The organism is Eubacterium sp. ER2 (assembly GCF_000765215.1).
Classification (GTDB): domain Bacteria; phylum Bacillota; class Clostridia; order Lachnospirales; family Lachnospiraceae; genus Claveliimonas; species Claveliimonas intestinigallinarum.
The window spans coordinates 32007-56095 of record NZ_JPJE01000036.1; the positions used below are offsets into that span (position 1 = coordinate 32007).

Here is a 24089-nt window from a genome sequence, read left to right on the forward strand (position 1 = left end):
TTATTGTACTACGAAAGTAATACATTAATACAAATCTGCAAAGGAGGCACACACATGGAACAAGTGATCTTAAAGACAAACCACCTCACAAAACGCTACGGCCACCGAGCCGTTGTAGAAAATCTGTCCATGACCATATATAAGGGGGACATCTACGGATTTATCGGAAAAAACGGAGCCGGAAAGACAACTCTCATCCGCATGGTGACCGGCCTTGCCGCCCCCAGCGACGGCAGCATCCAGCTCTTCGGGAGCGGCAGTCTCCTGGAGGGGCGCCGCAGGATCGGCACAGTCATCGAGGCGCCGGCCTTCTATCCCGGCATGACCGCCCGGGAGAACATCGTCGCTTTCTCCAAACTCCAGGGGCTCCACGATTTCTCCCACACAGAGGACCTGCTCGAGCTGGTCGGTCTGACTCATACGGGGAAGAAAAAGTGCAGGAACTTCTCGCTCGGCATGAAACAGCGCCTGGCCATCGCCATCGCACTCATAGGGGACCCGGAGCTCCTCATCCTGGATGAGCCCACCAACGGCCTTGACCCGGAGGGCATGAAGGAGGTCCGGGACCTGATCTTGAAGCTGAACCAGGAAAAAGGCATCACAGTCCTCGTATCCAGCCACATCCTTGGAGAACTGTCCAAATTTGCCACCCGCTACGGCATCATCCACCACGGGAAGCTGATCGAGGAGTTCACAGAGGAGGATCTGTGGCGCAGGTGCGCGGGGACTGGCCGCCAGGACATTAATCTGGAAGACTACTTTTTAAGTAGGATCGGAGGGAAACAGGCATGTTAAATTTGATAAGAAGCGACATTTTTAAACTGAGAAAGGCAAAGTATTTCTGGATACTGCTGTTCATCAACATCCTCCTGGCTGTCGGCACTGTCTATCTGCTGGACTTCACCTACAAGCTGGCCGGGGACTCCATGGAAGCCCAGCTCACACAGGAGCAGGCCGCCCTGGACGACGCGGGCATGAATGTGTCCGTGGAGGGCATTCCCACAGGTCACGACCAGCTCAGCACCTCCGGCCAGCTGCTGACCTTCTTCGCCGGCAACACCACGCTGCTTATGGCTGTCCTCATCTCGCTCTTTGTCGGGAGCGAATTCAACAACGGGACTGTCAAGATCATCGCCTCCCGAAATTACAGCCGACTGAAGATCTATCTGTCCAAACTGTTTGTAGGCATCCTGGCCTCCGTCCTCTTCACCCTGGTGTTTGTCCTGGCTGCCACCATGACCGCCACCGCACTGTGGGGCTTTGGGGATGTATCCGGCTCCTACGCCTCCCAGCTGCTGCTGAAAGGAGCTCTGGAACTGCTTCTGGGCGCCTCCTACGTGTCCCTCTTTGTCATGTTCAGTTTTCTGATCCGGCAAAACGGGGGCTCTCTGGCTGCCAACATCTGCTTTCTGGAATTCACTTCCCTCGTGGTCACCTTAGGGGAGATGCTTATCCACCATTTTCTCGGCAGGACAGTCACCCTGTCAGACTACCTGCCGGACATGTGCATGACAGCCCTCACCCAGAATCCGGACAGGAATACGCTCCTGCGAGCCGCCCTGGTGGGAGTTTGCTTCCTTCTCGTACCTGCCGTACTGGGAGCCGCCAGCTTCCGGAAAAGGGATATCAAATAGCGGGACAGCCGTTCAATGCCTGCCGGGCGCACCACCAAAAAAAGACACTGCGGGGATCTTGTATCCTCACAGTGTCTTTCTGTCAGCTCTGTTAGCAGATCTTGTGGATCCATCCCTCCGGAGCCTCGATGTGGCCCATCTGGATGCCTGTCAGTGTGTCGTACAGCTTCTGGATGACCGGTCCCATCTTCTCCATACCGCTGGGGAAGCAGATCTCCCTGTCGTGGTCCACGATCTTTCCAACCGGTGAGATAACTGCCGCTGTGCCGCACAGACCGCACTCTGCAAAATCCTTGACCTCGTCCATATAGACCTCCCTCTCCTCTGTCTTCAGTCCCAGGTAGTGCTCTGCCACATAGAGGAGTGAACGTCTTGTGATAGAAGGCAGGATTGTGGGAGACTTTGGTGTGACAACTGTGTTGTCCTTTGTCACGAAGAGGAAGTTGGCTCCGCCGGTCTCCTCCACCTTGGTCCTTGTGGCTGAGTCAAGATACATGTTCTCGTCAAAGCCCTTCTCGTGAGCGTCAACAATAGCGTACAGGCTCATGGCATAGTTCAGGCCGGCCTTTACATGGCCTGTTCCGTGGGGAGCTGCTCTGTCGTAGTCACACACGCGGATGGTAATCGGCTTTGCACCGCCCTTGAAGTAGGGTCCTACCGGTGTGGTGAACACGCGGAACTGATACTCCTCTGCCGGCTTTACGCCAATGACAGAGTTGGAACCGAACATATAGGGACGGATGTATAAGGTAGCGCCTGATCCGTAGGGCGGAACATAGGCTGCATTTGCCTCCACTACCTTGTGGACAGCCTCAACAAAACGATCCTCCGGAAATACCGGCATCTCCAGCCTCTTTGCGGAGGATGCCATCCTCTGTGCGTTCAGATCCGGGCGGAAAGTAACGATATGTCCGTCCTCCGTTGTGTAAGCCTTCAGTCCCTCAAAGCATGTCTGCGCATACTGGAGGACGCAGGCACATTCGTTGAGCACAATATTCGCGTCGGATGTCAGTGTACCTTCATCCCAGGCTCCATCCTTGTAGTTGGAAACGTATCTCTTATCGGTCTGCATGTAGGCAAATCCGAGATTAGACCAGTCGATATTCTTTTTTTCCATGGATAATTCCCCCGTTCTGTATTTTATTGGTCAATGGTTATCTTCTTGATCTTTTCTCATTATAGTACGGTCATTAACAAAATTCAAGAGTGCGCTCTGTTTTTTTGCAATCAATTTCAGAGTCCGCTCTGCGGGCTCCGGACACCCCGGAAAATGCTACCTCTCCATCATGCTGATGGACTCGATGCCGACGCTTCCTCCCCGCACCACCTCAATGCTCCTGAACTCCTCCTTCATGAGCTTGATCACGGCGTCATTCTTGGTGGCTGTCTGCACAAACTCCAGGAGCAGGCTGTCCTTCCCGTAGTCGATGACCTTTGCCTTGAAGGTCTCCGCGATCTGGAAAGCCTCCACCTTATCCTCAGCGCTGCAGTTTTTCACTTTCACGTACAGGATCTCCTTCATCCGCACGAAAATGTCTGTAAAGTCAATGACCTTGATCACCTCCACCAGACGGTTGAGCTGTTTTTTGATCTGCTCAAAGGTCTCGTCGTCGCTGACCGTGGCGATGGTCATTCTGGACACTGTGGGATCCTCTGTAGTCCCCACAGTCAGGCTGTCCAGGTTGTAGGACTTTCCGGAGAAAAGTCCTGAGATTTTCGAGAGAACACCTACCTGATTCTCCACGTAAAGGGATATCCATCTTTTTTTCATTCCGTTGCTCATTCTACTCTTCTCCTTTCTAGCAGTCCATGATCATTTCCTTCAGTGTGCCGCCGGGCTGGATCATAGGATATACCAGATCCTCCGGGTCAATGAGGAACTCAATGATATAGGGGGTCTTTTTGCTCTTTGCAGCCTCCTCGAAGGCGGGACGGATCTCCTCCTTCTTTGTCACCCGGATACCCTTGGCTCCGTAGCTCTCTGCCAGCTTCACAAAGTCAGGCGTGTAGGGCGGGCACTCCACTTCGCCGCATTTTCCCCGGCAGGCTGCACCGGACCGAAGACAGGTCATGGAATAGCGCTTGCCGTAGAAAAGCTTCTGCCACTGGCGCACCATGCCCAGCACGCTGTTGTTGAAAATGCAATTTATAATAGGAAGCTCCTCCAGCACAGCCGTGGCCAGCTCCTGGATGTTCATCTGCATGCCGCCGTCCCCGGAGATGGAGATGACTGTCTTGTCCGGATTGCCGATCTTGGCACCGATGGCGCCTGGAAGGCCGTAGCCCATGGTTCCCAGTCCTCCGGACATGATGAGCTGCTTCTTCGGCGTCATCTCCAGGAACTGGGAGGTGAACATCTGATGCTGCCCCACGTCTGTCACCACAATGGCCTCCTCAAACATGTCGTTGATCACATCCAGAATGTCCTTGGGCGTCATGATGGGCCTCTTCTTCATGGTCAGAGGATGCTCCGCCTTCCAGCCCTTGATCTCCTCCTGCCACTCTTTCGTCTCGCATGGCTCCACGTACTCCAGCATCTTGTCGATGGCCTCTCCCGCGTCGGCCACAATGGGAATATCCACCTGCACATTCCTGGAGATGGCGGAGGTGTCGATGTCAATGTGGACGATCTTGGCCTTGGGTGCAAAGGAGTGGAGCTTTCCTGTGATCCTGTCGTTAAACCTTGTCCCGATGGAGAAGAGCAGGTCGCAGGAGTTCACCGCCATGTTGGCCGCGTAGGCGCCGTGCATACCCAGGTTTCCCACAAAGAGAGGGTGCTGTGTGGGGAGAGCTCCCCTTCCCATAACCGTAGTCACCACGGGGACATTGGTCTTCTCCACCAGCTCTGTGAAGGCCTCCCCGGCGCGGGCGATATTCACGCCGCCGCCGGCCAGAAACAGAGGCTTCTCCGCTTTGGAGAGCATCTTGATCGCCCGCTTGAGCTGCCCGATATGTACGTGGGTGTTGGGCTTGTAGCCTCTTATATTGACCTCGGAGGGATACTCGGCGCTCCCCAGCTCTCCCATCACGTCCTTGGGCAGGTCGATGAGCACCGGGCCGGGGCGTCCTGTCCTGGCAATGTAGAAGGCCTCCTTGATAATTCTTCCCAAGTCCTCCCTGTTGCGCACCGTGACGCCGTACTTTGTGATGCTCCTTGTGATCCCCACAATGTCCACCTCCTGGAAGGCGTCATTTCCTATAAGGTGCCTGGCCACCTGGCCTGTAAAGCACACAAGGGGAACGCTGTCATAGTTTGCCGTGGCAAGTCCTGTCACCAGGTTCGTGGCCCCGGGGCCGCTTGTCACCAGGCACACGCCCACCTTTCCCGTGGACCGGGCGTAGGCGTCTGCCTCGTGTACGAGAGCCACCTCCTGGCGGGGCAGGATCACCTTTGTGTAGTCCTGTTTGTAGAGTTCATCGCTGATGTCAATGGTACAGGCGCCGGGATAGCCGAAGATGGTGTCTACTCCCTCCTCCTTCAGCGCTTTTACAAGCAGTTTGTTTCCAGAAATCTTTTTCATACCTTACCTCCTTAATAACTACTATTCATACGGGACACGGAATAAAAAAGCCCTAAGCCTTTAGCTTAGGGCGAATATCCATCCGTGTTACCACCTAAATTCAGAGCTCCTTTGTCTCTGCTCTCTGCCAGTACGGGAGCTTCTGCACACTCATATGCGGCGGGCGCTCCGATACCGTTTCCCGTAACGGGGGAATGCCGTTGGAGTCTACTGCCAGGCTCAAATACGATCCGCATTGCTCAACAGATCCTGCTGCCCGGGTTCGGTCCACTGCTCGAAGGCTACTTCCATACATCCATCACGGAGATTTACACCACCCATCTCCTCTCTGCGCTTCCGGTACCTATGTACTCCTCCTTGTCACTGCATTTATTCAGATAATTTTTATTATTATAGTTGATATTCCTGTCAATTGTCAACTGACTTTTTTATCCTTTTTATCGGGCCTGCACACATTTTGATCGAAATCAGACATACCACTGTTGCGCCCGCAAATTTTTCGTGTTACAATATGGGAGTTTTTCGGACACCTGTTCTGTTGCTACAGTGCAGGTTCCAGGACTGGCCGTACAGACTTTTTAGGAAAGGAGAACATAAGATGAGTCAAAGCAACAATAAAAATTCTAATTCCGGAACCCTAAAGATTTTCGGCGCAGTGGCCCTGCTTTTTGGTATCGTATATGCCATTCTGGGCACGCTGGCCCTGACCGGAGCTGTCAGCGGGCTGCTGCCGGGACATGAGGCCCAGGAAGCTCTGGTAGTGGTACTGGCCTATGCCGTCGCTATCCTGGCAATTATCTGCGGCGCCGCATGTATAAAGGGCGTCTACAGCGTATGCAGAGCACTTGGTCTTGTATTCGCCGTGCTCGGACTGGTCTCACTGATCTATCTTCAGATCACACAGGACAGCTTCAGCATCGCTGACTGCATCGCGCTGGTGCTTGGCGCAGCCATCTACGGAATTGCAAGAAAAGAGAACTGATCCCTGATCAGGAAAACAGGTATGAACGCCCGGCCATGTTCACAATGGCCGGGCGCTTTTTTTCATCCATACTTCATCCGGAAACTCTGACTCCGCCGCGTCGATGTCCACAATGTGGTAGGCGCCGTCCTCGTAGTAGGCCGGCTTCATGCCCCCGGTCTTAAAGGCCCTCACCAAATCCTCCTCGGACCGTATCTCCATGGGAAAATAGGTGGCGCAGACTCCCACCTTCTCCGGCACGTGGCAGTCGCTGGCCCCCACCGGTATCAGGTTCAGCTTCTTCGCGTAGGCCGCCGCAGTCAGGCAGGCCTCCCGGTGGGTGCTGCCGTTAAGCACCTCAATGCCGGACAGCCCGGTCACCTCGTCCAGATGCTCCTCCATCCCCCTTCTGTTGTTGCGGAAGGGGTGGGCGCTGTAGCAGACGCCTCCCTGCTCCCTCACAAGGTTGATAAACGCCTGGGCGCTGATCCTCTCCCTGGGATACTCCCTGACACCGAAGGCAATGATGTCCCCCTGGAGGGAATAAAACTCAATCCCCACAAATATGGGAAAGCCCGTCTTCTCCGAATACTCCCGGGCAAATTCCCGTATATCCATGTTGTCATGGTCGGTAATACAGATAGCATCCAATCCTTTTTTCTTTGCAATCTCAACGATTTCCTCCAACGGAAGGAAACTGTCGCCGGAATTGCGCATCTCGTGCATATGCAGGTCGATAAACATACCCGTCCTCCTCTTCTCTGCTTCGTCCTTCTCCCCGGCTTCTATCCCGCACTTTTTACCGCTTCCAGTATCCTGCCGCAGACCGCCTTCCATGATATCCGTGCCAGGTCCGGGCAGAGCATATGGCCGTCCCGGACGCGCCCGGCGCATACCTCTATCTTCTCCGCCAGCTCTCTTTCAAAGGCCGGCAGATCCTCCTCAAAGGGCTGATCCGTGTTCCTCATCCGGGGCGGCTTTACATAGAAGACAGGCGCGTGGGGCACGTAGGTCTCCATAAAGGGACGTATACCCGGCAGGTCCGTGACCACCACCTGACAGCCGCAGGCAAGCGCCTCCATGACCGTCAGGGGAAGTCCCTCATAGAAGGAGGGCAGCACAAAAATATGGCTCTCATTGTACACATCCGCCAGCTTCTCCTGGGGAAGCCTGCCGGTAAATGCGACAGGCCAGGGGCAGGCGTCCGCCAGAGAGCGGATGCGCTCCATCTCCCGCTCGTCCCCGTTTCCCCCGGCCAGGGTAAGCTGCAGCCCTTTGCCCTCCGCCTTCACCCGCCCCAGGCTGCAAAGCAGGCTTGCCACTCCCTTCTCCTGGCTCACCTTTCCCGCAAAGACAAGGCGCACAGGATCCGCCGCCGGCTTTTCCCCCTTCCGGAAGAAAATCCGGTCATTGTATCCTGTCCCGGCAATGCGCACCCGGCTCTCCTCCACTGGGTACACCTTCAGGATCTCCTTTTTCTGCTCCTGGTGGAGGGCAAAAATGCCATCCAGCTTCCCGATGCGGCTGCAGATAAACTCTCGCTGGAGATCGTGTTTTCTCATCTGCCGCAGGTCCGTATTGTGGCAGAAGCCAAAGACAGGAATATCCCTCACGCAGTCCCTTGTAAGGGCTGTCACAAGGTACAGGTGATGGCAGAGGATCAGGTCCGGCTGAAAGCTTTCCACCGCCTCCCGGATCTTTCTGCGGAAAGTCTTCATGTAGGTCTCTGTCATCCCCTCATCCATGGCGCTGTAGACCGTGCTCTCGTAGGGCATCCTGTCGGACATCCCGGGAATGGCAAAGGGCAGCTCCTCCGAGTGGAAAAAGACAGGGAAAAAGTCCACACCTGCGGGGAGGCGTACCTCGTCCTCCCGGTACACCCCGGCCAGGACTGCCTGCTCATGCCCCTGCCGGGAGAGCTCCCTCACCACCTCCGTGAGGTAGACGCCGCTTCCGGTGCTGTCCGGCTTCTGCGCGGTAATGCTCAAAATCCTCATTTTCCCCCGGCAATCCTTTCATAGACAGTGAAATAATATTCCAGATCAAAATAGGTCTGCTCGTCGCTTGTCTTTGTCATCTTCCACTCCGGGTCCGCGTCCAGGTCCGGGAACCAGGTGTCCGCGTCGTAGGCGTGATCTGTCCGCGTCACATAGGCCGTCCTGCACCAGGGGAGCAGGCTCCTGTAAATGCTCTCCCCTCCGATGACAAAGATGTCCTCCCGGGGATATTTTTTCAGCTCCTCCATGAGCTCCTCCATGGAGTGGACGATGACAGCCTCCCCCGCCTGGTAGTTCGGGTCTGTGGTGAGCACGATGTTGGTCCTCTTCTTCAGGGGCTGTCCGCCAGGGAAGCTCTCCAGCGTCTTTCTCCCCATAACCACCACTTTTCCCGTGGTGGTCTCACGGAAAAATTTCATATCCTGGGGAATACTGACAAGAAGCCTGTTGTCCTTGCCGATGGCCCAGTTCTTATCTGCGTTTACGATCAAATTCATAGCATCCTCCTTATTTTCTCCCCTGTTTTATATGGCTACCGGTATGTTCCTGATCTGCTCATGGGTATTGTAGTCGATGAGCTTCACATCATCCGGCGTGAAGTCATAGAAGTCCTTCACCTCCGGGTTGAGCCAGAACCGGGGGGCCGCTAACGGCTCCCTGGCGATCAGCTCCTCCACCATGGGGATGTGCCTGTCGTAGATGTGGGCGTCCGCGATCACGTGGACCAGCTCCCCTGCCTTCATGTCGCACACCTGGGCCAGCATGTGGAGCAGCACCGCGTACTGGCACACATTCCAGTTGTTTGCCGTCAGCACGTCCTGGGAGCGCTGGTTCAGGATGCCGTTCAGGGTGAGCCTGTCGCTGTCCTTCTCCTTGGTCACATTGAAGGTCATGCTGTAGGCGCAGGGATAAAGCCCCATCTCGTGGAGATCCTGGTGCACGTACATATTGGTCATGATGCGCCTGCTGTAGGGATTGTTCTTCAGGTCGTAGATGACCCGGTCCACCTGATCCATCATCCCCTCCTTATACTGGTGCTTTACCTGCATCTGATAGCCGTAGGCCTTCCCGATGGAGCCGTTCTCATCCGCCCAGCTGTCCCAGATGTGGGAGTGGAGATCGTGGATATTGTTGGATTTTCTCTGCCAGATCCATAAAAGCTCGTCCGTACAGCTCTTAATAGCCGTCCGGCGCAGGGTCAGGGCCGGAAATTCCTTTGACAGGTCGTACCTGTTCACCACCCCAAACTTCTTGATGGTGTAGGCGGGGGTGCCGTCCTCCCACACAGGGCGCACCTTCTCCCCCTCCGTGCTGGTGCCGTTGTCTATGATATCCCGGCACATATGGATAAATACTTGATCTGCGTAACTCATATTCTCCTCCGTTATCCTCCGCGCGCTGTCTGTCCGGCCGCCTTTTTGGCCCCAGACTTTTTTCGCGGACACTATGAGTATTATAGCAGTTCGGGGCCGCTTCTTCAACCACTGACAGCAGCGCCCCTGCAGTTCCCGCAGACACAAAAAAAAGAGGGAAGCCTGGTTTCCCGGCTTCCCTCCTCCCGCTTGCGCTAACCGCAGCACTCCCTGAGAATTCCGTCCAGCGCACTGGCGCTGCTGCTGTGGGATCGCTCCACGCGCACGTCATGGCGCTCCGCTTCCCTGAGTGCGCAGTGGACCATCTTGTGGGCCACAGTGGATGTAAAAAGGATGATCAGGTCCGGCTGCCCGATCTGTGTCTTCAGATTGCCGGCCATCCTCGTAAATACCTTTGCCTTACACTTATACTTTCTGCAGATTTCCTTGTACTGACATTCCATCCGCTCGTTTCCGCCTATGATGACAACGCTCATGTCCGCTCTCCTTTCTTCCGGGCTGTCTGCTGCCTGCTACTTGGCCGCTTTTGCCAGGGCCTCCCCGGCCTTCTCGCAGGCGTCCAGGGCCTCCTCATCAGGCGCCTCGTTAGCGATCACGCCCTGTCCGCCGACGAGCGCAGCTCCGGCTCCCTTCATCCTGTCCTCCCAGGTGCGCATCCACTCTCCGTCGCCCCATCCGTAGGATCCAAAGAGAAGGATCCTCTTTCCGGAAGCCATGCCCTCCAGGGCCTGCACGAAGGGCTCCATCTCGGACTCCTCCAGCTCCTCCGCGCCCATGGATGGGCAGCCCAGGGCAAATACATCTCCGGCGGCGATCTTTGCCGGATCCGCCTGGCCCACAGGGAGAAGCTCCGCCTCCGCCCCGCCTTTCGCGATGCCCTTTGCAACCGCCTCTGCCATGGCCTGTGTATTTCCGGTTCCACTCCAATATACAACTGCTATGCTCATAGTTTCTGTATCCTCCTTGCCTTTTCAGAAATTGTCAGGCTGCCCGGACGGCGATCTCACTCATCCCTTTTCCCTGGAGAAGCTCTCTCACAGCGCAGTCCCTGGCCCTGTCATAGGCCCGGAACAGCTCTCTCGCCCCGTCCGGATCATGGTACACCTTCCAGTAGCCTGACAGCAGATAATCTCTCCCAGCATTCCGGATAAACCCTTCCACATCGGCCAGAGGGTAGTCCAGGAAAACGCCGATCTCATGGGGAAAGACCAGCTCCCGGCTGGCATACATGCCGATCCTGTCCGCCAGTCTCTCCAGCATTTCTTCGGCGGAGCCCTCGGTGTAGCCGAAACCCGCCAGAAATTCCACATTTTCCCGGCGGCTTATATGCCGCTCAAAGGTGATCCTTCTGTACAGGAATACAAGGCATCTTTTCTTTCTTACGGCCAGCACTCTGTAGGATATCCCTGTCCCGGCCAGCACCTTCTCAAGCATCTCTCCCGCCTGGGAGGGAAGATTGGTGATGGCGGCGGCCTTGATCCCCTTCAGGAAGGGGGCACACTGTAATACAAGCTGTGACCGGAGTCTTTGCTCCCGGTCCCGTTCGGACAGAAGATATGAGATCACTTCAACCGGCATAGGTTCCTCCAATATTTTGAAATTGATTATCATTTGCTTTTATTAATATATCATAAATGAAAATGACTTTCAATATCTGTATCGATAAGTTTTATCAACACTGTTCCGCACAATAAAAAAAGTGGCCCATCCCGTCAGGGATCAGCCACATTGTACAGCACCTTGTCCAGCATTTTCCGCAATGCCTGCACTTCCTTTTTTGTCATACCGATGGTCAGCCTCTTGTCCACCTTTTTCCGGTCAGCCTCCATCCGCCTGCGGATGTCGTAGGCCTTCTCAGTCAGATAAATATTTTTGCACCGCTTATCCTTTGTGCTGGGAACGATCAGAATGTACCCCTTCTCGTCCAGCCGCTTCAAAAGCCCTGTCACCGTGGGGTTTTTGAGGCTGAGGGCCCGCTCCACATCCTTCTGGTTGATCTCTTCCTTCCGGCTGTGGAACAGATAATCCAGCACCGCGCACTGGGACGCCGTGATGCCCAGCGTGCGCAGGCTGTTGTTGACCTCTTTTTCGTATACGTTGTTGATCTGTTTGAACAGAAAACCAAGGGGGAGTTTTTCCTGCATGTGATCACCCTTTCTCTATTTGGCCGCTCCCTGCAGACTGTGGAACACTCTGGCCCGCCCCAGCACTCTGGCAATCGTATAGTAGAGCAGAATGTCTATGGGCAGAAGAATGGCCTCCTTCAGCATCCTGGCCGGCAGGAGCGCTCCAAAGGCATTGCCGTAGAGCACAGTGAGCCAGTAGGTGTTGAGGAGCAGATTGACAAATACCGTCACCAATGCGTTTGCCACAATGACTCTCTTCAGGCTGAGTGGGCGCTTGTAGAGCACTGCTCCGTAGATCACGCCGCCCAGGAGAGCGCTCACTGTAAACCCGGGGAAAAACGCTCCCACCGGCTTTACCAGATATTTCACGATATCAGCCAGAGCCGCCAGAAGCCCCCCTGCCGCCGGTCCGAACAGCATGCCGGTCAGCTCATTTGGGATAAAGGCAAAGCCGATCTTCAGGAAATCCCCCACCTGCACAGTGGCGTAAAAGCCGAGGACCACTGCCAGGGCCAGCATCATGGCCATAACCGAGAGCTTCCTCACATCCTGCAGCTCCCCAAGAGAGTCCGCAAACAGCTGTCTCATTTTTTTCATAAAAAAATACCTCCTTTCGAAGTAGTCCTTAAAGCTACCCATAAGCAGGTATTTCTGTCTATGTGTAGCAGCGGGATGCGGAACATGCACCGCAAGCACTCTTGCTTTTCGTCCAGCTGGCAACTCCCCGTCCATCCGGCACTTAACGCACATCTTCCTACTCTGCTTCGTCTGTTTGATTGTTTACTGGGTCATTGTAGCACACTTTCCCCGCCAGGGCAATGCCGCGGGGAAAGATTGTCTTAATAAGCTGATCGCAGAGGCCCGTCTCGAAAGCCTGTCCTGCAATCCTGCCCCGAAATCTAGTAGCTTCGGATCACGCTGCTGATCTCCTGCACAGGCTCCAGCTCTTTCAGATCCTCCAGGGCCTCGCTCATGTGGTACTCCTTCACGTCCTCGGTAACGATGACCAGCTCCGCGCTTCCCTTTGTGATCACCTTCTGCACCACCTTGGAGATGCTCACCTTGTGCCTGCCAAGCTCACCGGCAATGGCCGCCAGCACACCGGGGCGGTTGATCACCTGCATGCGGATGAAAAACTTGTTTTTCACATCCCGGAACTGCTTCACCGGCACAGAGCGGTAGCAGCCGCAGCCGATCCTTCCCGTGCAGCCGTACTCCATATTCCGCATCACGTCGATGACATCCCCCACCACTGCGCTGGCCGTGGGGAACTCCCCTGCTCCCCGCCCGTAGAACATGACGTCGTCCACCGCGTCGCCGTGGACAAAGACCGCGTTGAAGGAGCCTCTGACCGTGGCCAGGGGATGGTCCGCCGGGAGCAGCATGGGGCACACATAGGCCTCGATCTGCTCCTGCCTCTCCCTGGCAATACCCAGGAGCTTGATCACACAGTCAAATTCCTTGGCGTATTTTATATCGCTGGAGGATATTTTTGTAATCCCCTCTGTGTACACATCGTCAAAGACCACCGGAGAGTGGAAGGCTGTGGATGCCAGGATTGCCACCTTCCGCCCCGCGTCCAGCCCTTCGATGTCCGCCGTGGGGTCCGCCTCCGCGTAGCCCAGCTCCTTGGCCTTCTCAAGTGCCGCGTCAAAGTCCATGTTCTCCTCAAACATCTTGGTCAGGATATAGTTCGTCGTGCCGTTGACGATGCCCACCACATCGGAGAGCTCGTTGCCGGCCAGGCACTGCTTTAAGGGCCTGATGATGGGGATACCCCCGGCCACAGCCGCCTCAAACAGAAGATCCACTTTGTTTTCCCTGGCTGCGCTCAGCAGCTCGCTTCCATGCACAGCGATCAGATCCTTGTTTGCCGTCACCACATTCTTCCCCGCCCGCAGAGAGCGCAGGATCATGGTTCTTGCTGGCTCTATGCCTCCCATGACCTCGATCACGATGTCAATGGAAGGGTCGTTCGCAATCCTCTCAAAATCGTCCGTCAGCAGGGACGGGTCCACGCCCTCCCGCTTTTTATTTACATTGTGGACAAGCACAGCGCTTATCTCGAGAGAGGCTCCCGCCTTGTCCGCCAGTTCCTCTTTTCTTCTGTCAAGGAGCTTGTACACGCCGCCTCCCACTGTTCCACATCCGAGGAGCGCCGCTCTGATTGTCTTTTGTGTCTTCATGCCTTTTCTCCCTTCTTCAGTATCATGGGGTAAAGTATAGCATAATTTGCCCCCGTGCTCCAGAAAAATAATTTTTTAAAAATGTTGTTGACATCCGTGCAAATGTATAGTATATTATTTCTTGTTCTGAGGAAAACAAATCAGAAATGCGACAGTGGCTCAGTTGGTAGAGTACGACCTTGCCAAGGTCGGGGTCGCGGGTTCGAGCCCCGTCTGTCGCTCTCATTTAAAAAGCGTTGAAGCCTGATTCTTATAGTGGTTTCGACGCTTTTTCTTTTTTTGGTTTTCGCAGACAACCGCTGATTGTTACGCGATCCTCACAATCTGTTCATATATAATAATTTCTTTATCATTAATAGCATAGTTATCGTGGTAGTGCCCCATAAACCACTTTTTAAAGACAGCCTTCTGTCTGATTTCTTCCAGATAATCTGTCAGAACATCTGGTTTATATTCACCAAGAGAATACAATAATGTGCTGCTGGTAGCACCGCAATGAGTAACGATAAAGTCCACCCTATTATCTGTATTCGCTAAATTTTTGCGCCCTTCTTCCATTTCCTCTTGGGATGGCAATTCCTCTCTCCACCAGGATACATGATTGACCCTGAACATCTTTTCATAATCATGTTTCCATTTCTTAATTCTGGGATCATCCTTTTCCAAAATGCCATCTTGAATATCATGGCTGCCTGCGCCGCCGAAGGTCCAGAATGCCCTTCCTTCGATATGAAAGATCTGGCCGCGCATAAGGTGGATCACGGAAGGACGGATAAAATGCACTTTCCCTCCGCGCCACTTCGCGACCGACATGGAATACAATCTGTCAAAATTTTCATGATTGCCATCTACGAACAGTGTCGTAAACGATCTGTCTTCCAGCCAGTCCAGATTGTATTTTTCCTTCTTTGTGTCATTCCAAATTCCAAAATCCCCACAAATAATCACATAGTCCTGTTTCGTCATACTCTTTTGCTCTGGAAAAGCATTTGTATTTAGTCTGCTCATCCAGTCACCGTGAGTATCTCCCGTAATATAGATCATAAGCACTCCTCTTTGCGCATGTTTGCGCAGAAAAAAACAGCATGCAGCTGAAGTTGATTTTTGGTTGTCTAATTTCAAAAAAAGTATTGACATTTCTCCTTTCATATAGTATATTATTTTTTGTTCTGAGGAACACAAAAACGCATGCGACAGTGGCTCAGTTGGTAGAGTACGACCTTGCCAAGGTCGGGGTCGCGGGTTCGAGCCCCGTCTGTCGCTCTCATTTAGAAAGCGTTGAAGCTTGTATTTGGACTTGCTTCAGCGCTTTTCTTTTAATGCCGTGCGGGTTCAAGTCCCATCCTCCGCTTTCATAAAAAGGAGCCATTGCTCTCCAGATAGATAATTATATATCTGTCTTGCAACAGCCCCATATGGTTCGTTCTTATGCGCTCTCGCTCTCCAGCTTTTCCACGCGCCGCCTCAGGTCATCCGTAATCTTAAGTATCAGCGTTGTATTTTCCTGCTCCAGTCTGGAAATCCTGTAGTACCGGCTCATCTCGTCCACACCGGCCTGCACCTTCTCCACCTTTTTGTCCAGCTCATCATACACTCGGCTGATTTCATCGTACAGGCTGTTTTCCTCCTTCTTTGCTGTGTTTCTGATGTTACATATCAGATACTCCCGGAAAACATCCTCCTCATCTCTCACTGTAAACGGATTATAACATATAAACGCTTCTATATCCAGATACTTTTCTGAGAAATATGCCTCTCACACTCTTCTGATCAATTGTCCTCACAAGCCGGAGACAAGCTGCGAACGGGGAGCTTCACGTATACAAAAGAGACATCCCCCGTCAGGAGATGTCCCTTTTATCCTATAGCTCTTATCAATCAACTGTCAGTCTACTGGTTCTCTTCCTCGTCCACAATGGCCAGCCCAAGCTCGTCCAGCTGCTTCTGGTCAACCGGCGTGGGAGCCTCTGTCATGAGGTCTGAGGCGTCCTTCACCTTGGGGAAGGCAATCACGTCGCGGATGCTGTCCTGCTTTGCCATGAGCATGACAAGGCGGTCCAGACCGTAGGCCAGGCCTGCGTGGGGCGGAACACCGTACTTGAAGGCGGTCAGAAGGAAGCCGAACTGCTCCTGGGCTCTCTCCGGTGTAAAGCCCAGCACCTCGAACATCTTGCTCTGGATCTCCGGATTAAAGATACGGACGCTTCCGCCGCCGATCTCATTTCCGTTCAGCACGATGTCGTAGGCCTTGGCCCGCACTCTGCCCGGCTCGCTGTCGATGTACTGGAGATCCTCCTCCATGGGCATGGTGAAGGGATGGTGCATGGCTGTGTAGCGGTTCTCCTCCTCACTCCACTCAAGGAGAGGGAACTCTGTGATCCAGATGAATTTGTACTCGCTCTTGTCCAGCAGATCCATCTGACGGGCCAGCTCCAGCCGCAGATTGCCCAGCACATCCCAGACAACCTTGTTTTTGTCAGCTGCAAAGAGAAGCAGATCGCCGTTCTCCCCCTCCATGGCATCGATGAGGGCCTTCATCTCCTCCTCTGTCATGAATTTGGCAAAGGAGGATTTCACACTCCCATCCTCCTGGATGGCAATGTAGGCAAGTCCCTTTGCGCCGAAATCCTTTGCAAAGGAGACCAGCTTGTCGATTTTCTTTCTCGGCATGCCGCCCTGTCCCTTGGCGTTGATGCCGCGGACCGTGCCGCCGTTCTCGATCGCGCCCTTGAACACGGCAAACTCGCTGTCCTTCACTGCCTCTGTCACGTCGCGAAGCTCCATGCCGAAGCGAATATCCGGCTTATCAGAGCCGTAGCGGTCCATGGCCTCCTGCCAGGTCATCCTTGGGATGGGAAGAGATACCTCCACGCCCAGAATCTCCCGGAACAGCTTTTCCAGGAGACGCTCATTTACATCAATGACATCATCCACGTCCACAAAGGAGAGCTCCATGTCGATCTGGGTGAACTCCGGCTGGCGGTCCGCCCGCAGATCCTCGTCCCGGAAGCACTTTGCCAGCTGGAAATAGCGGTCGCACCCGGAGCACATGAGGAGCTGCTTGAAGAGCTGAGGAGACTGGGGCAGCGCATAGAAATGGCCGTGGTGAATACGGCTGGGCACAAGGTAATCCCTGGCTCCCTCGGGCGTGCTGCCCACCAGCACCGGCGTCTCGATCTCCAGAAAGCCTTCGTCCGCAAGGAACTGACGGGTCAGCGTGGCCACCCGGCTCCTCATGAGAAGGTTGCGCTGCATATCCGGCCGGCGCAGATCCAGATAGCGGTATTTCAGGCGCACCTCCTCCTTGGTCTTTGAATTCTCCTCCACCTGGAAGGGGGGCGTCTCTGCCTCAGACAGCACCCTCAGCTCCTGAGGGATGATCTCGATCTCACCGGTGGAAATATTGGTGTTGACAGCTCCGGAGCGTCTCTCCACCTTTCCCACGATGGCTACCACGTACTCTGCCCGGAGCTTTGCCGCCTTCTCGAGAAGAGCGCTGTCTGTCTTGCCCTCCTCAAACACTGCCTGTATGATCCCGGAGCGGTCTCTCACGTCCACAAAGTCTAGACCTCCTTTGTTCCGGTTTTTCTGCACCCAGCCCATGATGGTGACTGTCTCGCCGATATTGGCGGCAGACAGCTCGCCGCAGCGGTGGGTCCTCTTTAAGCCCTGCATTGACTCTGCCATTTTCTCTCTTCTCCTTTTTATTTATTTCTGCATATTCTCTGTCCGTACACTCCGCGCCCGCAAAGTTTCCATGTATCCTCTACAGTCTGTCCACGGAGTCCGCGTAGCAGTCCACGATGGTCCCGTAGCCCTCCTGCGTGAGCTGCTCCTTCTGGAACTTCTTGTTCTTCTTCATGTTGGCCACAAGCACCTGCTTTCCAGCCTTCCGATCCTCCCTCGCCAGGGAGAGCACTTTGAGAACGCCCTCTTTTGGCATGTTCTTCTCCATCAGATAGGCCTTCTTCTCCCCCTTTGAGGGAACCTGGTAGCCGTTCTCAAGGAGCAGCATGACGATGCGCTCAAAGCCGATGGAAAATCCGCAGGCAGGGGTGTCCTGACCGGTAAATTTTCCGATCATCTTGTCATAGCGGCCGCCGCCTGCCACGGAGCCCCCGAAGTCGTCCATGACCACCTCAAAAATAGTGCCCGTGTAGTAGGACTGCCCCCGCACCATGGTAGGGGTGAAGCGGATCTTAAACTCCGCCTCCTTTGCGGTCTCCACACTGGACATGATCATCTCCATGCTCTCTGCGGTCTCGTCGCTCAAATAGTCTCCCAGCTTCTCCTTCAGGAAGCGGATGCCGCTGACATCCTGGGGTGTCTGGTCAAAGAGTCCCAGGTAGGTATCCACATTTTCCTTTGTGTAGCCCAGCTCCATCAGCTCCCGGCCCACGGCCTCGGGACCGATCTTGTCCATCTTGTCCAGGATGATGAAAACCTCGTCGTAATCCTCCTCGGCAAATCCGCTGTAGGCTGCCATGGCCTTCAAGATATTCCGGTCGTTGATGCAGACAGTAAAATTCTCAAATCCCATTTTCCCCAGCATGGCCGTGGTGGCAAGGATCAGCTCGATCTCCGCCAGATTGCCGGCCTCCCCGAGGATGTCGATGTCACACTGCACGAACTGGCGGAAACGGCCCTTCTGGGGACGGTCAGCCCGCCATACATTTCCGATCTGCAGCGCCTTGAAGGGGGAGGGAAGCTCGCTTACGTGGTTGGAATAGTATCTGGCGAGGGGGACTGTCAGGTCATAGCGCAGACCGCCGTCCACCACGTCGCTCTCCTCCTGGGCCTCCTTTATCTTCAGCTTCTCTCCTCTTTTCAGGATCTTGAAGATCAGCTTCTCATTGTCTCCGCCCTGCTTGCTGCACAGATTTTCAATGTGCTCCACACAGGGGGTCTCCATGGACATAAATCCATAGGTCTTGTAAGTGTCTTTGATCATCTGGATCACGTAATCCCTGATCTCCATCTCACGGGGAAGAATGTCCTTCATGCCCGTGACCGGCTTTTTCTTCAGCGCCATAACCATTCTCCTTTTCGATTTATCATTTCATCAATGCGGGTGATGTACTCCCGGATGTTCTTCACATTCTCCGCCCGCACAAGCGTTGTCTTTCTGCCATGTCTGCTGCCCGGAACTGTGATGGGCTCATCCAGCAGGATCTTTGTGGAGGAGCCGGCTCCGGCCGCAATTATGGACTGTTTTTCTTCCATAATAAGTATATTGTAAATTCCCGCTTTGTCAACCTTTGCAAAGCCAACATTTTCAAAATTGCCGGCAATATTCTTCTGTCGGTACAGATAGTAGGGGAAAAGTCCCATCCTGCCGGCCGCCCCGTAGGCCTCCTCGATCATGGCCGAGAGCTCACGGGCCATCACCGCCGGATCCCCGGCCAGGGCCGCGATGCTGCCTGTGGCGCTCTTTTCCTGCCCCAGCTTCGCCGCCCTCTTGATGGCGAGGGAATGGACCGTCAGGCTGTCCGGTCCCAGGGCTCTAATCTTCTCCAGAGTGTCCGCCATGTCAGCGGCGGTCTCCCCGGGCAGTCCGGCAATGAGATCCATATTGATATTGTCAAAGCCAAGGCTCCGGGCCATGTGGAAGCTGTCCTCTATCTCTCCGGCTGTGTGGCGCCTTCCGATAAGGTCCAGGGTCTTCTGCTGCATGGTCTGGGGATTGATGGAGATGCGGGTGATCCCGTGTCCCTCAAGAACCCTCAGCTTTCCCTCTGTAATGCTGTCCGGCCGTCCCGCCTCCACGGTGTACTCAAGAAGCTCCCCTCTGGGAAAGCAGGAGTCTATGTGGGAGAGGAGCCTCTCCAGCTGGTCCTCGCTAAGAGTGGTGGGGGTGCCTCCGCCGATGTAAATGGTGTTCAGCTTCTTCCCCTTTTCCCCGGCTCTCTCCCCAATCCAGGAGAGCTCCTTCATCAGCGCCTTAAGATAGTCCTCCACAGAGTCCCTCCAGTAGTCAATGGGTCCGGAGCTGAAGGAGCAGTAGCTGCACACAGAAGGGCAGAAGGGGATGCCCACATAGAGGCTGTAGCCGTCCCGGTAGTCCAGGCGCTCCAGGATCCTCTTCTCCCTCCCGGCGATCTGCCAGGCGAGAGCCGCCTTCTCGGGGCTCACAAAGGAGTCCTCATGGAACCACTCCACAAAGGAGGCCTCATCCATCCCCTGCTCCTGCTTCTGCATGGCGATCTTTGTGGGGCGTACCCCGGTCAGGATGCCCCAGGCCAGATCCCTCCCCGTGTATTCCCGGCAGGCCTTGTAGAGGGCCACGTCCACGGCGTACTTCTTCCCGCCGCGGTCCGCCCCCTCCGGGATATCTTCTGTCTTTACCGCAAAGACACGGCCGTCAGGGAAGGTAATCCGAAAGACATCCTCCATATTTTCCGCCACATTTTGTTGCATTTCCTCCTCCGGGAAAAACGCTTTGGCAAGGTGATAAGTGTTGTATGTATACATATCGTTGCTGCAGCTCAAAAAAATCATGATCTTGTATGTCCATCCTTCCTGTTGTGGATATTGTTTCAGACACGATGCACAATTACGCGGGGGTTGACGCAATTCCGGACGTAATACTTTTGAAAAGTATTACGTCCGGAATTGCGTTAAATAAACGGATTATACTTCCTCTCGTGTCCGATGGTCGTCTCGCCCATATGCCCCGGATACACCTTCACGTCGTCCGGCAGCTTCATGACCTTCTCCCTGAGGGACCGGATCAGATCCGACATGCTGCTGTTCGGGAAGTCCGTGCGGCCCACCGAGTTCTGGAACAGGGTATCTCCGCTGAACAGCACGCCCTCACTCTCCAGGTAGTAGCAGACCCCTCCGGGCGTGTGGCCCGGTGTGTGTATGACCTGGAAGGAAAATCCCGCCAGCTCCAGCCTCTGTCCGTCCCGGATATAGTCAGCCCCGTCAAAGGTGTAGCCATTCGTGTAGCTGGAGGAGAGGTTCAGGGCCGGATCCAGGAGGGTCTCTCTGTCCCCCTCATGGACGTACACCGGAACCGGGAACTCTCTGCGGAGGTCATCGATCCCCATAATATGGTCAAAATGGCCGTGGGTCAGGAGGATGGCCTCCACCTGCAGTCCTTCGCTCTTCATATGTCCCATCAGGTAGGAGGGACAGGCCGCCGGGTCGATAACAACGGTCTGCTTTGTCTCCTCGTTGATGACAAGATAGCAGTTTGTGCTGATGATACCTGTGACAAATTTCTCTATTTTCATATCGCGTCTGTTCCTCCGTGCCTTCTAAAGCCCTGTCTTCGCTCCTGTTTTGTTCTCCTGTTTACTCCGGCATCCCGGCAGTCTTCCGGGCGCTCTAGCCCGCGGCCCTCTCGATGTCGATGATGCCGTCCAGCTGCCGCAGCTTCTTGGACACCGCGGCGAGCTCCTCCCTGCCGTGGACGATAAATCCTGCCTCGATGGTGGCAGTGCCCTTCTTGCTTGTGCGCACGTTCAGAGACTTCACATCCAGCTTTGCCTCTGTAAAGATCTTGGAGATCTCCATGAGAAGTCCCTGCCGGTCGTAGGCGTACATCTTGATCTCCGCCAGGTACTGGCCACCCTCTTCCTCAGCCACCTCGCTCTCCCACTCCACGTCGATGAGCCGGGCCCGCTCCGCGTCCGTCAGGTGGATCATGTTGACGCAGTCTGTCCTGTGGATGGAAAGACCTCTTCCCCTGGTGACAAAGCCCACGATCTCATCTCCCGGCACAGGATTGCAGCACCTGGAGAAACGGACCGCCATGTCGTCGATGCCCTTCACCACAATGCCGCTCTTGGACTTGGCGATGTGCACCTTGTTCCTGGATGCTTCCGCCACCTTCTCCAGCACCACCTCGTCGGTGAGCTCCTGCTTGTGCTCCTTGCTGTACTCCTCCATGAGCCGGTTCACCACCTGGCCCTCCTTCAGCCCGCCGTGGCCGATGGCCGCCAGCACAGAATCCCAGTCCCGGAAGCCGTACTTCTTCTGGACGACCTCCTGATACTTTGGCTTCATGATGTTGGACAGATTGATGGTCTTGGCCTTGCAGTAGCTGGCGATGAGCTCCTTGCCCCGGACGATGTTGTCCTCCTTGAACTCCTTCTTAAACCACTGATTGATCTTGTTCTTGGCCTGGGTGCTCTTGACAATGTTCAGCCAGTCACGGCTGGGCCCCCTGGAATTCTGGGAGGTGAGGATCTCGATCCTGTCTCCGTTCTGGATCTTGTAGTCGATGTTGACCAGCTTGCCGTTGACCCTGGCTCCCACCATCTTGTTGCCCACCGCGCTGTGGATGGCGTAGGCGAAATCCACCGGCGTGGAGCCGGCAGGCAGGCTCTTCACATCCCCGCCCGGGGTAAAGCAGTAGACGTCCTCCGCGAAGAGATCCAAATCTCCCTTGAGCATGCTTAAGAATTCCCTGTTGTCGGACATATCTCTCTGCCACTCCAGGATCTGGCGCAGCCAGTTCAGCTTCTCCTCCTCCTGGGCCTTCACGTTCTTCTTCCCGTCGTTGGACTCCTTGTATTTCCAGTGGGCGGCGATACCGTACTCAGCTGTCTTGTGCATCTCCTGAGTCCGGATCTGTATCTCAAAGGGCTGCCCGACGGAGCTCATGAGGGTGGTGTGAAGGGACTGGTACATGTTGGCCTTCGGCATGGCGATGTAATCCTTGAACCTGCCGGGTATGGGCGTGTACATCTCGTGGATCACGCCAAGGGCCGCGTAGCAGTCCTTCACAGAGTCCACGATAATGCGCACCGCAAAGAGATCGTAGATCTGATCCACCGTCTTGTCCTGGTTCACCATCTTTTTATAAATACTGAAGAAATGCTTCACCCGTCCGTTGACCTCAGCCTTGATCCCCGCGTTTTTGATGTGCTGGGAGACCTCCTCCACGATCTGCTGGACGAACTCCTCCCTCTCCGTCTTCCTGGCGTTGATCTGGTCCACCAGATCATAGAACACCTCCGGCTGGGAGTACTTGAGGGCCAGGTCATCCAGCTCTGTCTTGATCTTGGAGATACCGAGCCTCTGAGCAATGGGAGCGTAGATGTCCATGGTCTCCCTTGCCTTCTCCTTCTGCTTCTCCGGGCGCATAAACTGGAGGGTCCGCATATTGTGGAGACGATCCGCCAGCTTAATGATGATGACCCGGATATCCTTTGCCATGGCCAGGAACATCTTCCGCAGGTTCTCCGCCTGCACCTCCAGCTTATCTGAGGAGTAGGACAGCTGTCCCAGCTTGGTGACGCCGTCCACCAGGAGGGCCACCTCGTCGCCGAACTCCTGACGGATCTGCTCGTCTGTCACAGCCGTATCCTCCACTACATCGTGGAGCATCCCTGCCACAATGGTCTCCTTGTCCATCTCCAGGTCCGCCAGGATGATGGCCACCCAGAGGGGATGGATAATATAGGGCTCACCGGATTTTCTGCACTGCCCATTGTGAGCCTCCTTTGCCAGATTAAACGCCTTCTCTATCATGGAAACATCCGTGGAAGGATGATATTTGCGGATGCGGGCGATGAGCATCTGGTAGAGCTGCTCCGGATCCTGGTAGTCCTCCGGAGATTTCACCGCGTGTCCGTCCACGATCTCAAGCCCGAGCATCTGATTTTCCATTATAGATTCGGGCGCAATACGATTTTTATTGTCCGATTCATAGGTCATGACTGCCATATCAGTTCCCTCCTCCTTTTCCATGTTTTCCCCGCTCTCTCACGCTTCCTGCTGCGCCTCAGTTTCCGGGGTAGGTGATCACAGAGTCCAGATCATAGTCCTTCAGCCGCTGGCGGCCCTTCAGTCCGGCCAGCTCCATGAGGAAAATGACCTTTGACACTTCTCCTCCCATGCCCTCCACCAGCTTGATGATAGCCTCCGTGGTTCCCCCGGTGGCGATCAGGTCGTCGACAATGACCACTCTCTGCCCGGGCTTTATGGAGTCTCTGTGCATCTCAATGGAGGCAGTGCCGTACTCCAGCTCGTACTCGATGGATACAGTCTCCCGGGGCAGCTTGCCTTTTTTCCGCACCGGCACGAAGGGCTTGCGCAGATTGTAGGCGATGGGCACCCCGAAAATAAATCCCCTGGACTCAGGCCCCACGACCACATCAAAATCCAGCCCCTCCAGCTTCTCCTGCATCAGGTCAATGGCAAGATGCAGTCCCTCCGCATCCTGGAGCACACTTGTCACATCTCTGAAAATAACCCCCTGTTCAGGAAAATCCGGTATACTGACCACATATTCTTCTATTGGCTTCATCCTTACTGCCTCCTTCAGACCAACTGTCGA

Annotated in this window: 24 protein-coding genes, 2 tRNA genes and 1 riboswitch; of the genes, 5 read left to right on the forward strand and 21 right to left on the reverse strand. The window is 54.8% G+C overall.

What is annotated here, in order from left to right; genetic code table 11:
• Positions 1-54: 54 nt before the first annotated feature.
• Together NI21_RS0112845 and NI21_RS0112850 are read left to right on the forward strand one after the other, a co-directional pair.
• Positions 55-795: an ABC transporter ATP-binding protein gene (locus tag NI21_RS0112845; protein WP_033126607.1), complete on the forward strand. Its 741-nt coding sequence runs from the start codon at positions 55-57 to the stop codon at positions 793-795.
• Positions 789-1634: an ABC transporter permease subunit gene (locus tag NI21_RS0112850; RefSeq protein ID WP_033126608.1), complete on the forward strand. Its 846-nt coding sequence runs from the start codon at positions 789-791 to the stop codon at positions 1632-1634. Before NI21_RS0112845 ends, NI21_RS0112850 begins: the two co-directional genes overlap by 7 nt.
• A 91-nt stretch (positions 1635-1725) precedes the next feature.
• Here the strand turns inward: NI21_RS0112850 and NI21_RS0112855 are convergent, their stop codons facing one another.
• The 3 genes from NI21_RS0112855 to ilvB all read right to left on the reverse strand — a co-directional run bounded on the left by NI21_RS0112855 (position 1726) and on the right by ilvB (position 5155).
• The gene (locus NI21_RS0112855; RefSeq protein ID WP_033126609.1) at positions 1726-2751 is read right to left on the reverse strand and encodes a branched-chain amino acid aminotransferase; all 1026 of its coding nucleotides are present in this window, start codon (positions 2749-2751) and stop codon (positions 1726-1728) included.
• Between the two features lie 156 nt (positions 2752-2907).
• The gene (gene ilvN, locus NI21_RS0112860; protein ID WP_033126610.1) at positions 2908-3417 is read right to left on the reverse strand and encodes an acetolactate synthase small subunit; all 510 of its coding nucleotides are present in this window, start codon (positions 3415-3417) and stop codon (positions 2908-2910) included.
• A gap of 16 nt (positions 3418-3433) precedes the next feature.
• The gene (gene ilvB / locus NI21_RS0112865; RefSeq protein WP_033126611.1) at positions 3434-5155 is read right to left on the reverse strand and encodes a biosynthetic-type acetolactate synthase large subunit; all 1722 of its coding nucleotides are present in this window, start codon (positions 5153-5155) and stop codon (positions 3434-3436) included.
• Positions 5156-5753: 598 nt separating this feature from the next.
• Between ilvB and NI21_RS0112870 the strand changes: the two genes are divergently transcribed.
• A complete protein-coding gene (locus NI21_RS0112870) occupies positions 5754-6137 on the forward strand; it encodes a hypothetical protein (protein WP_033126612.1) in 384 nt (127 codons plus the stop codon).
• Positions 6138-6176: 39 nt separating this feature from the next.
• On the opposite strand, the gene NI21_RS0112875 is transcribed toward NI21_RS0112870, so the two are convergent.
• The 10 genes from NI21_RS0112875 to NI21_RS0112920 all read right to left on the reverse strand — a co-directional run bounded on the left by NI21_RS0112875 (position 6177) and on the right by NI21_RS0112920 (position 13798).
• On the reverse strand, positions 6177-6860 hold the full coding sequence (locus NI21_RS0112875; RefSeq protein ID WP_033126613.1) for a PHP domain-containing protein: 684 nt from the start codon (positions 6858-6860) through the stop codon (positions 6177-6179).
• A 41-nt stretch (positions 6861-6901) separates the two neighbouring features.
• Positions 6902-8113 carry a glycosyltransferase family 4 protein gene (locus NI21_RS0112880; protein ID WP_033126614.1) on the reverse strand — a complete coding sequence of 404 codons (1212 nt, stop codon included), beginning with the start codon at positions 8111-8113 and terminating at the stop codon, positions 6902-6904.
• Positions 8110-8610: a dihydrofolate reductase gene (locus tag NI21_RS0112885; protein ID WP_033126615.1), complete on the reverse strand. Its 501-nt coding sequence runs from the start codon at positions 8608-8610 to the stop codon at positions 8110-8112. The genes NI21_RS0112880 and NI21_RS0112885 overlap by 4 nt, the downstream gene beginning before the upstream one ends.
• A 27-nt stretch (positions 8611-8637) precedes the next feature.
• Positions 8638-9486, reverse strand: coding sequence for a thymidylate synthase (gene thyA / locus NI21_RS0112890; protein ID WP_033126641.1), 849 nt, complete (start codon positions 9484-9486; stop codon positions 8638-8640).
• A gap of 194 nt (positions 9487-9680) precedes the next feature.
• Positions 9681-9962: a DUF2325 domain-containing protein gene (locus tag NI21_RS0112895; RefSeq protein ID WP_033126616.1), complete on the reverse strand. Its 282-nt coding sequence runs from the start codon at positions 9960-9962 to the stop codon at positions 9681-9683.
• A 36-nt stretch (positions 9963-9998) separates the two neighbouring features.
• Positions 9999-10433: a flavodoxin gene (locus NI21_RS0112900; RefSeq protein WP_033126617.1), complete on the reverse strand. Its 435-nt coding sequence runs from the start codon at positions 10431-10433 to the stop codon at positions 9999-10001.
• 34 nt (positions 10434-10467) lie between these two features.
• On the reverse strand, positions 10468-11064 hold the full coding sequence (locus NI21_RS0112905) for a DUF3793 family protein (RefSeq protein ID WP_033126618.1): 597 nt from the start codon (positions 11062-11064) through the stop codon (positions 10468-10470).
• Positions 11065-11198: 134 nt separating this feature from the next.
• The gene (locus tag NI21_RS0112910) at positions 11199-11630 is read right to left on the reverse strand and encodes a MarR family winged helix-turn-helix transcriptional regulator (protein ID WP_033126619.1); all 432 of its coding nucleotides are present in this window, start codon (positions 11628-11630) and stop codon (positions 11199-11201) included.
• Between the two features lie 15 nt (positions 11631-11645).
• Positions 11646-12209, reverse strand: a complete 564-nt coding sequence (locus NI21_RS0112915) for a folate family ECF transporter S component (RefSeq protein WP_033126620.1) — start codon at positions 12207-12209, stop codon at positions 11646-11648.
• 66 nt (positions 12210-12275) lie between these two features.
• Positions 12276-12376, reverse strand: a riboswitch (THF riboswitch).
• A gap of 135 nt (positions 12377-12511) precedes the next feature.
• Positions 12512-13798, reverse strand: a complete 1287-nt coding sequence (locus tag NI21_RS0112920) for a homoserine dehydrogenase (protein ID WP_033126621.1) — start codon at positions 13796-13798, stop codon at positions 12512-12514.
• A 148-nt stretch (positions 13799-13946) separates the two neighbouring features.
• Here NI21_RS0112920 and NI21_RS0112925 point away from each other — a divergent pair.
• A tRNA-Gly gene (locus tag NI21_RS0112925) sits at positions 13947-14019 on the forward strand.
• A gap of 85 nt (positions 14020-14104) precedes the next feature.
• Here the strand turns inward: NI21_RS0112925 and NI21_RS0112930 are convergent.
• Complete coding sequence (locus NI21_RS0112930; RefSeq protein WP_033126622.1) at positions 14105-14842, reverse strand: metallophosphoesterase; 738 nt, start codon at positions 14840-14842, stop codon at positions 14105-14107.
• A gap of 146 nt (positions 14843-14988) precedes the next feature.
• On the opposite strand from NI21_RS0112930, the gene NI21_RS0112935 reads away from it, so the two are divergent.
• Positions 14989-15061, forward strand: a tRNA-Gly gene (locus NI21_RS0112935).
• Positions 15062-15224: 163 nt separating this feature from the next.
• On the opposite strand, the gene NI21_RS0112940 is transcribed toward NI21_RS0112935, so the two are convergent.
• The 7 genes from NI21_RS0112940 to NI21_RS0112970 form a co-directional block, all read right to left on the reverse strand.
• Complete coding sequence (locus NI21_RS0112940; RefSeq protein ID WP_033126623.1) at positions 15225-15491, reverse strand: hypothetical protein; 267 nt, start codon at positions 15489-15491, stop codon at positions 15225-15227.
• A 197-nt stretch (positions 15492-15688) separates the two neighbouring features.
• Positions 15689-17485, reverse strand: a complete 1797-nt coding sequence (gene aspS, locus NI21_RS0112945) for an aspartate--tRNA ligase (RefSeq protein WP_033126624.1) — start codon at positions 17483-17485, stop codon at positions 15689-15691.
• Positions 17486-17564: 79 nt separating this feature from the next.
• Positions 17565-18830, reverse strand: a complete 1266-nt coding sequence (gene hisS / locus NI21_RS0112950) for a histidine--tRNA ligase (protein ID WP_330635913.1) — start codon at positions 18828-18830, stop codon at positions 17565-17567.
• Positions 18821-20215, reverse strand: a complete 1395-nt coding sequence (gene hemZ / locus NI21_RS0112955; RefSeq protein WP_369792828.1) for a coproporphyrinogen dehydrogenase HemZ — start codon at positions 20213-20215, stop codon at positions 18821-18823. The genes hisS and hemZ overlap by 10 nt, the downstream gene beginning before the upstream one ends.
• Positions 20216-20415: 200 nt before the next feature.
• Positions 20416-21036, reverse strand: coding sequence for an MBL fold metallo-hydrolase (locus NI21_RS0112960; protein WP_033126627.1), 621 nt, complete (start codon positions 21034-21036; stop codon positions 20416-20418).
• Between the two features lie 94 nt (positions 21037-21130).
• Positions 21131-23419, reverse strand: coding sequence for a bifunctional (p)ppGpp synthetase/guanosine-3',5'-bis(diphosphate) 3'-pyrophosphohydrolase (locus NI21_RS0112965; RefSeq protein WP_033126642.1), 2289 nt, complete (start codon positions 23417-23419; stop codon positions 21131-21133).
• A 115-nt stretch (positions 23420-23534) separates the two neighbouring features.
• On the reverse strand, positions 23535-24059 hold the full coding sequence (locus NI21_RS0112970; protein WP_033126628.1) for an adenine phosphoribosyltransferase: 525 nt from the start codon (positions 24057-24059) through the stop codon (positions 23535-23537).
• Positions 24060-24089: the final 30 nt, after the last annotated feature.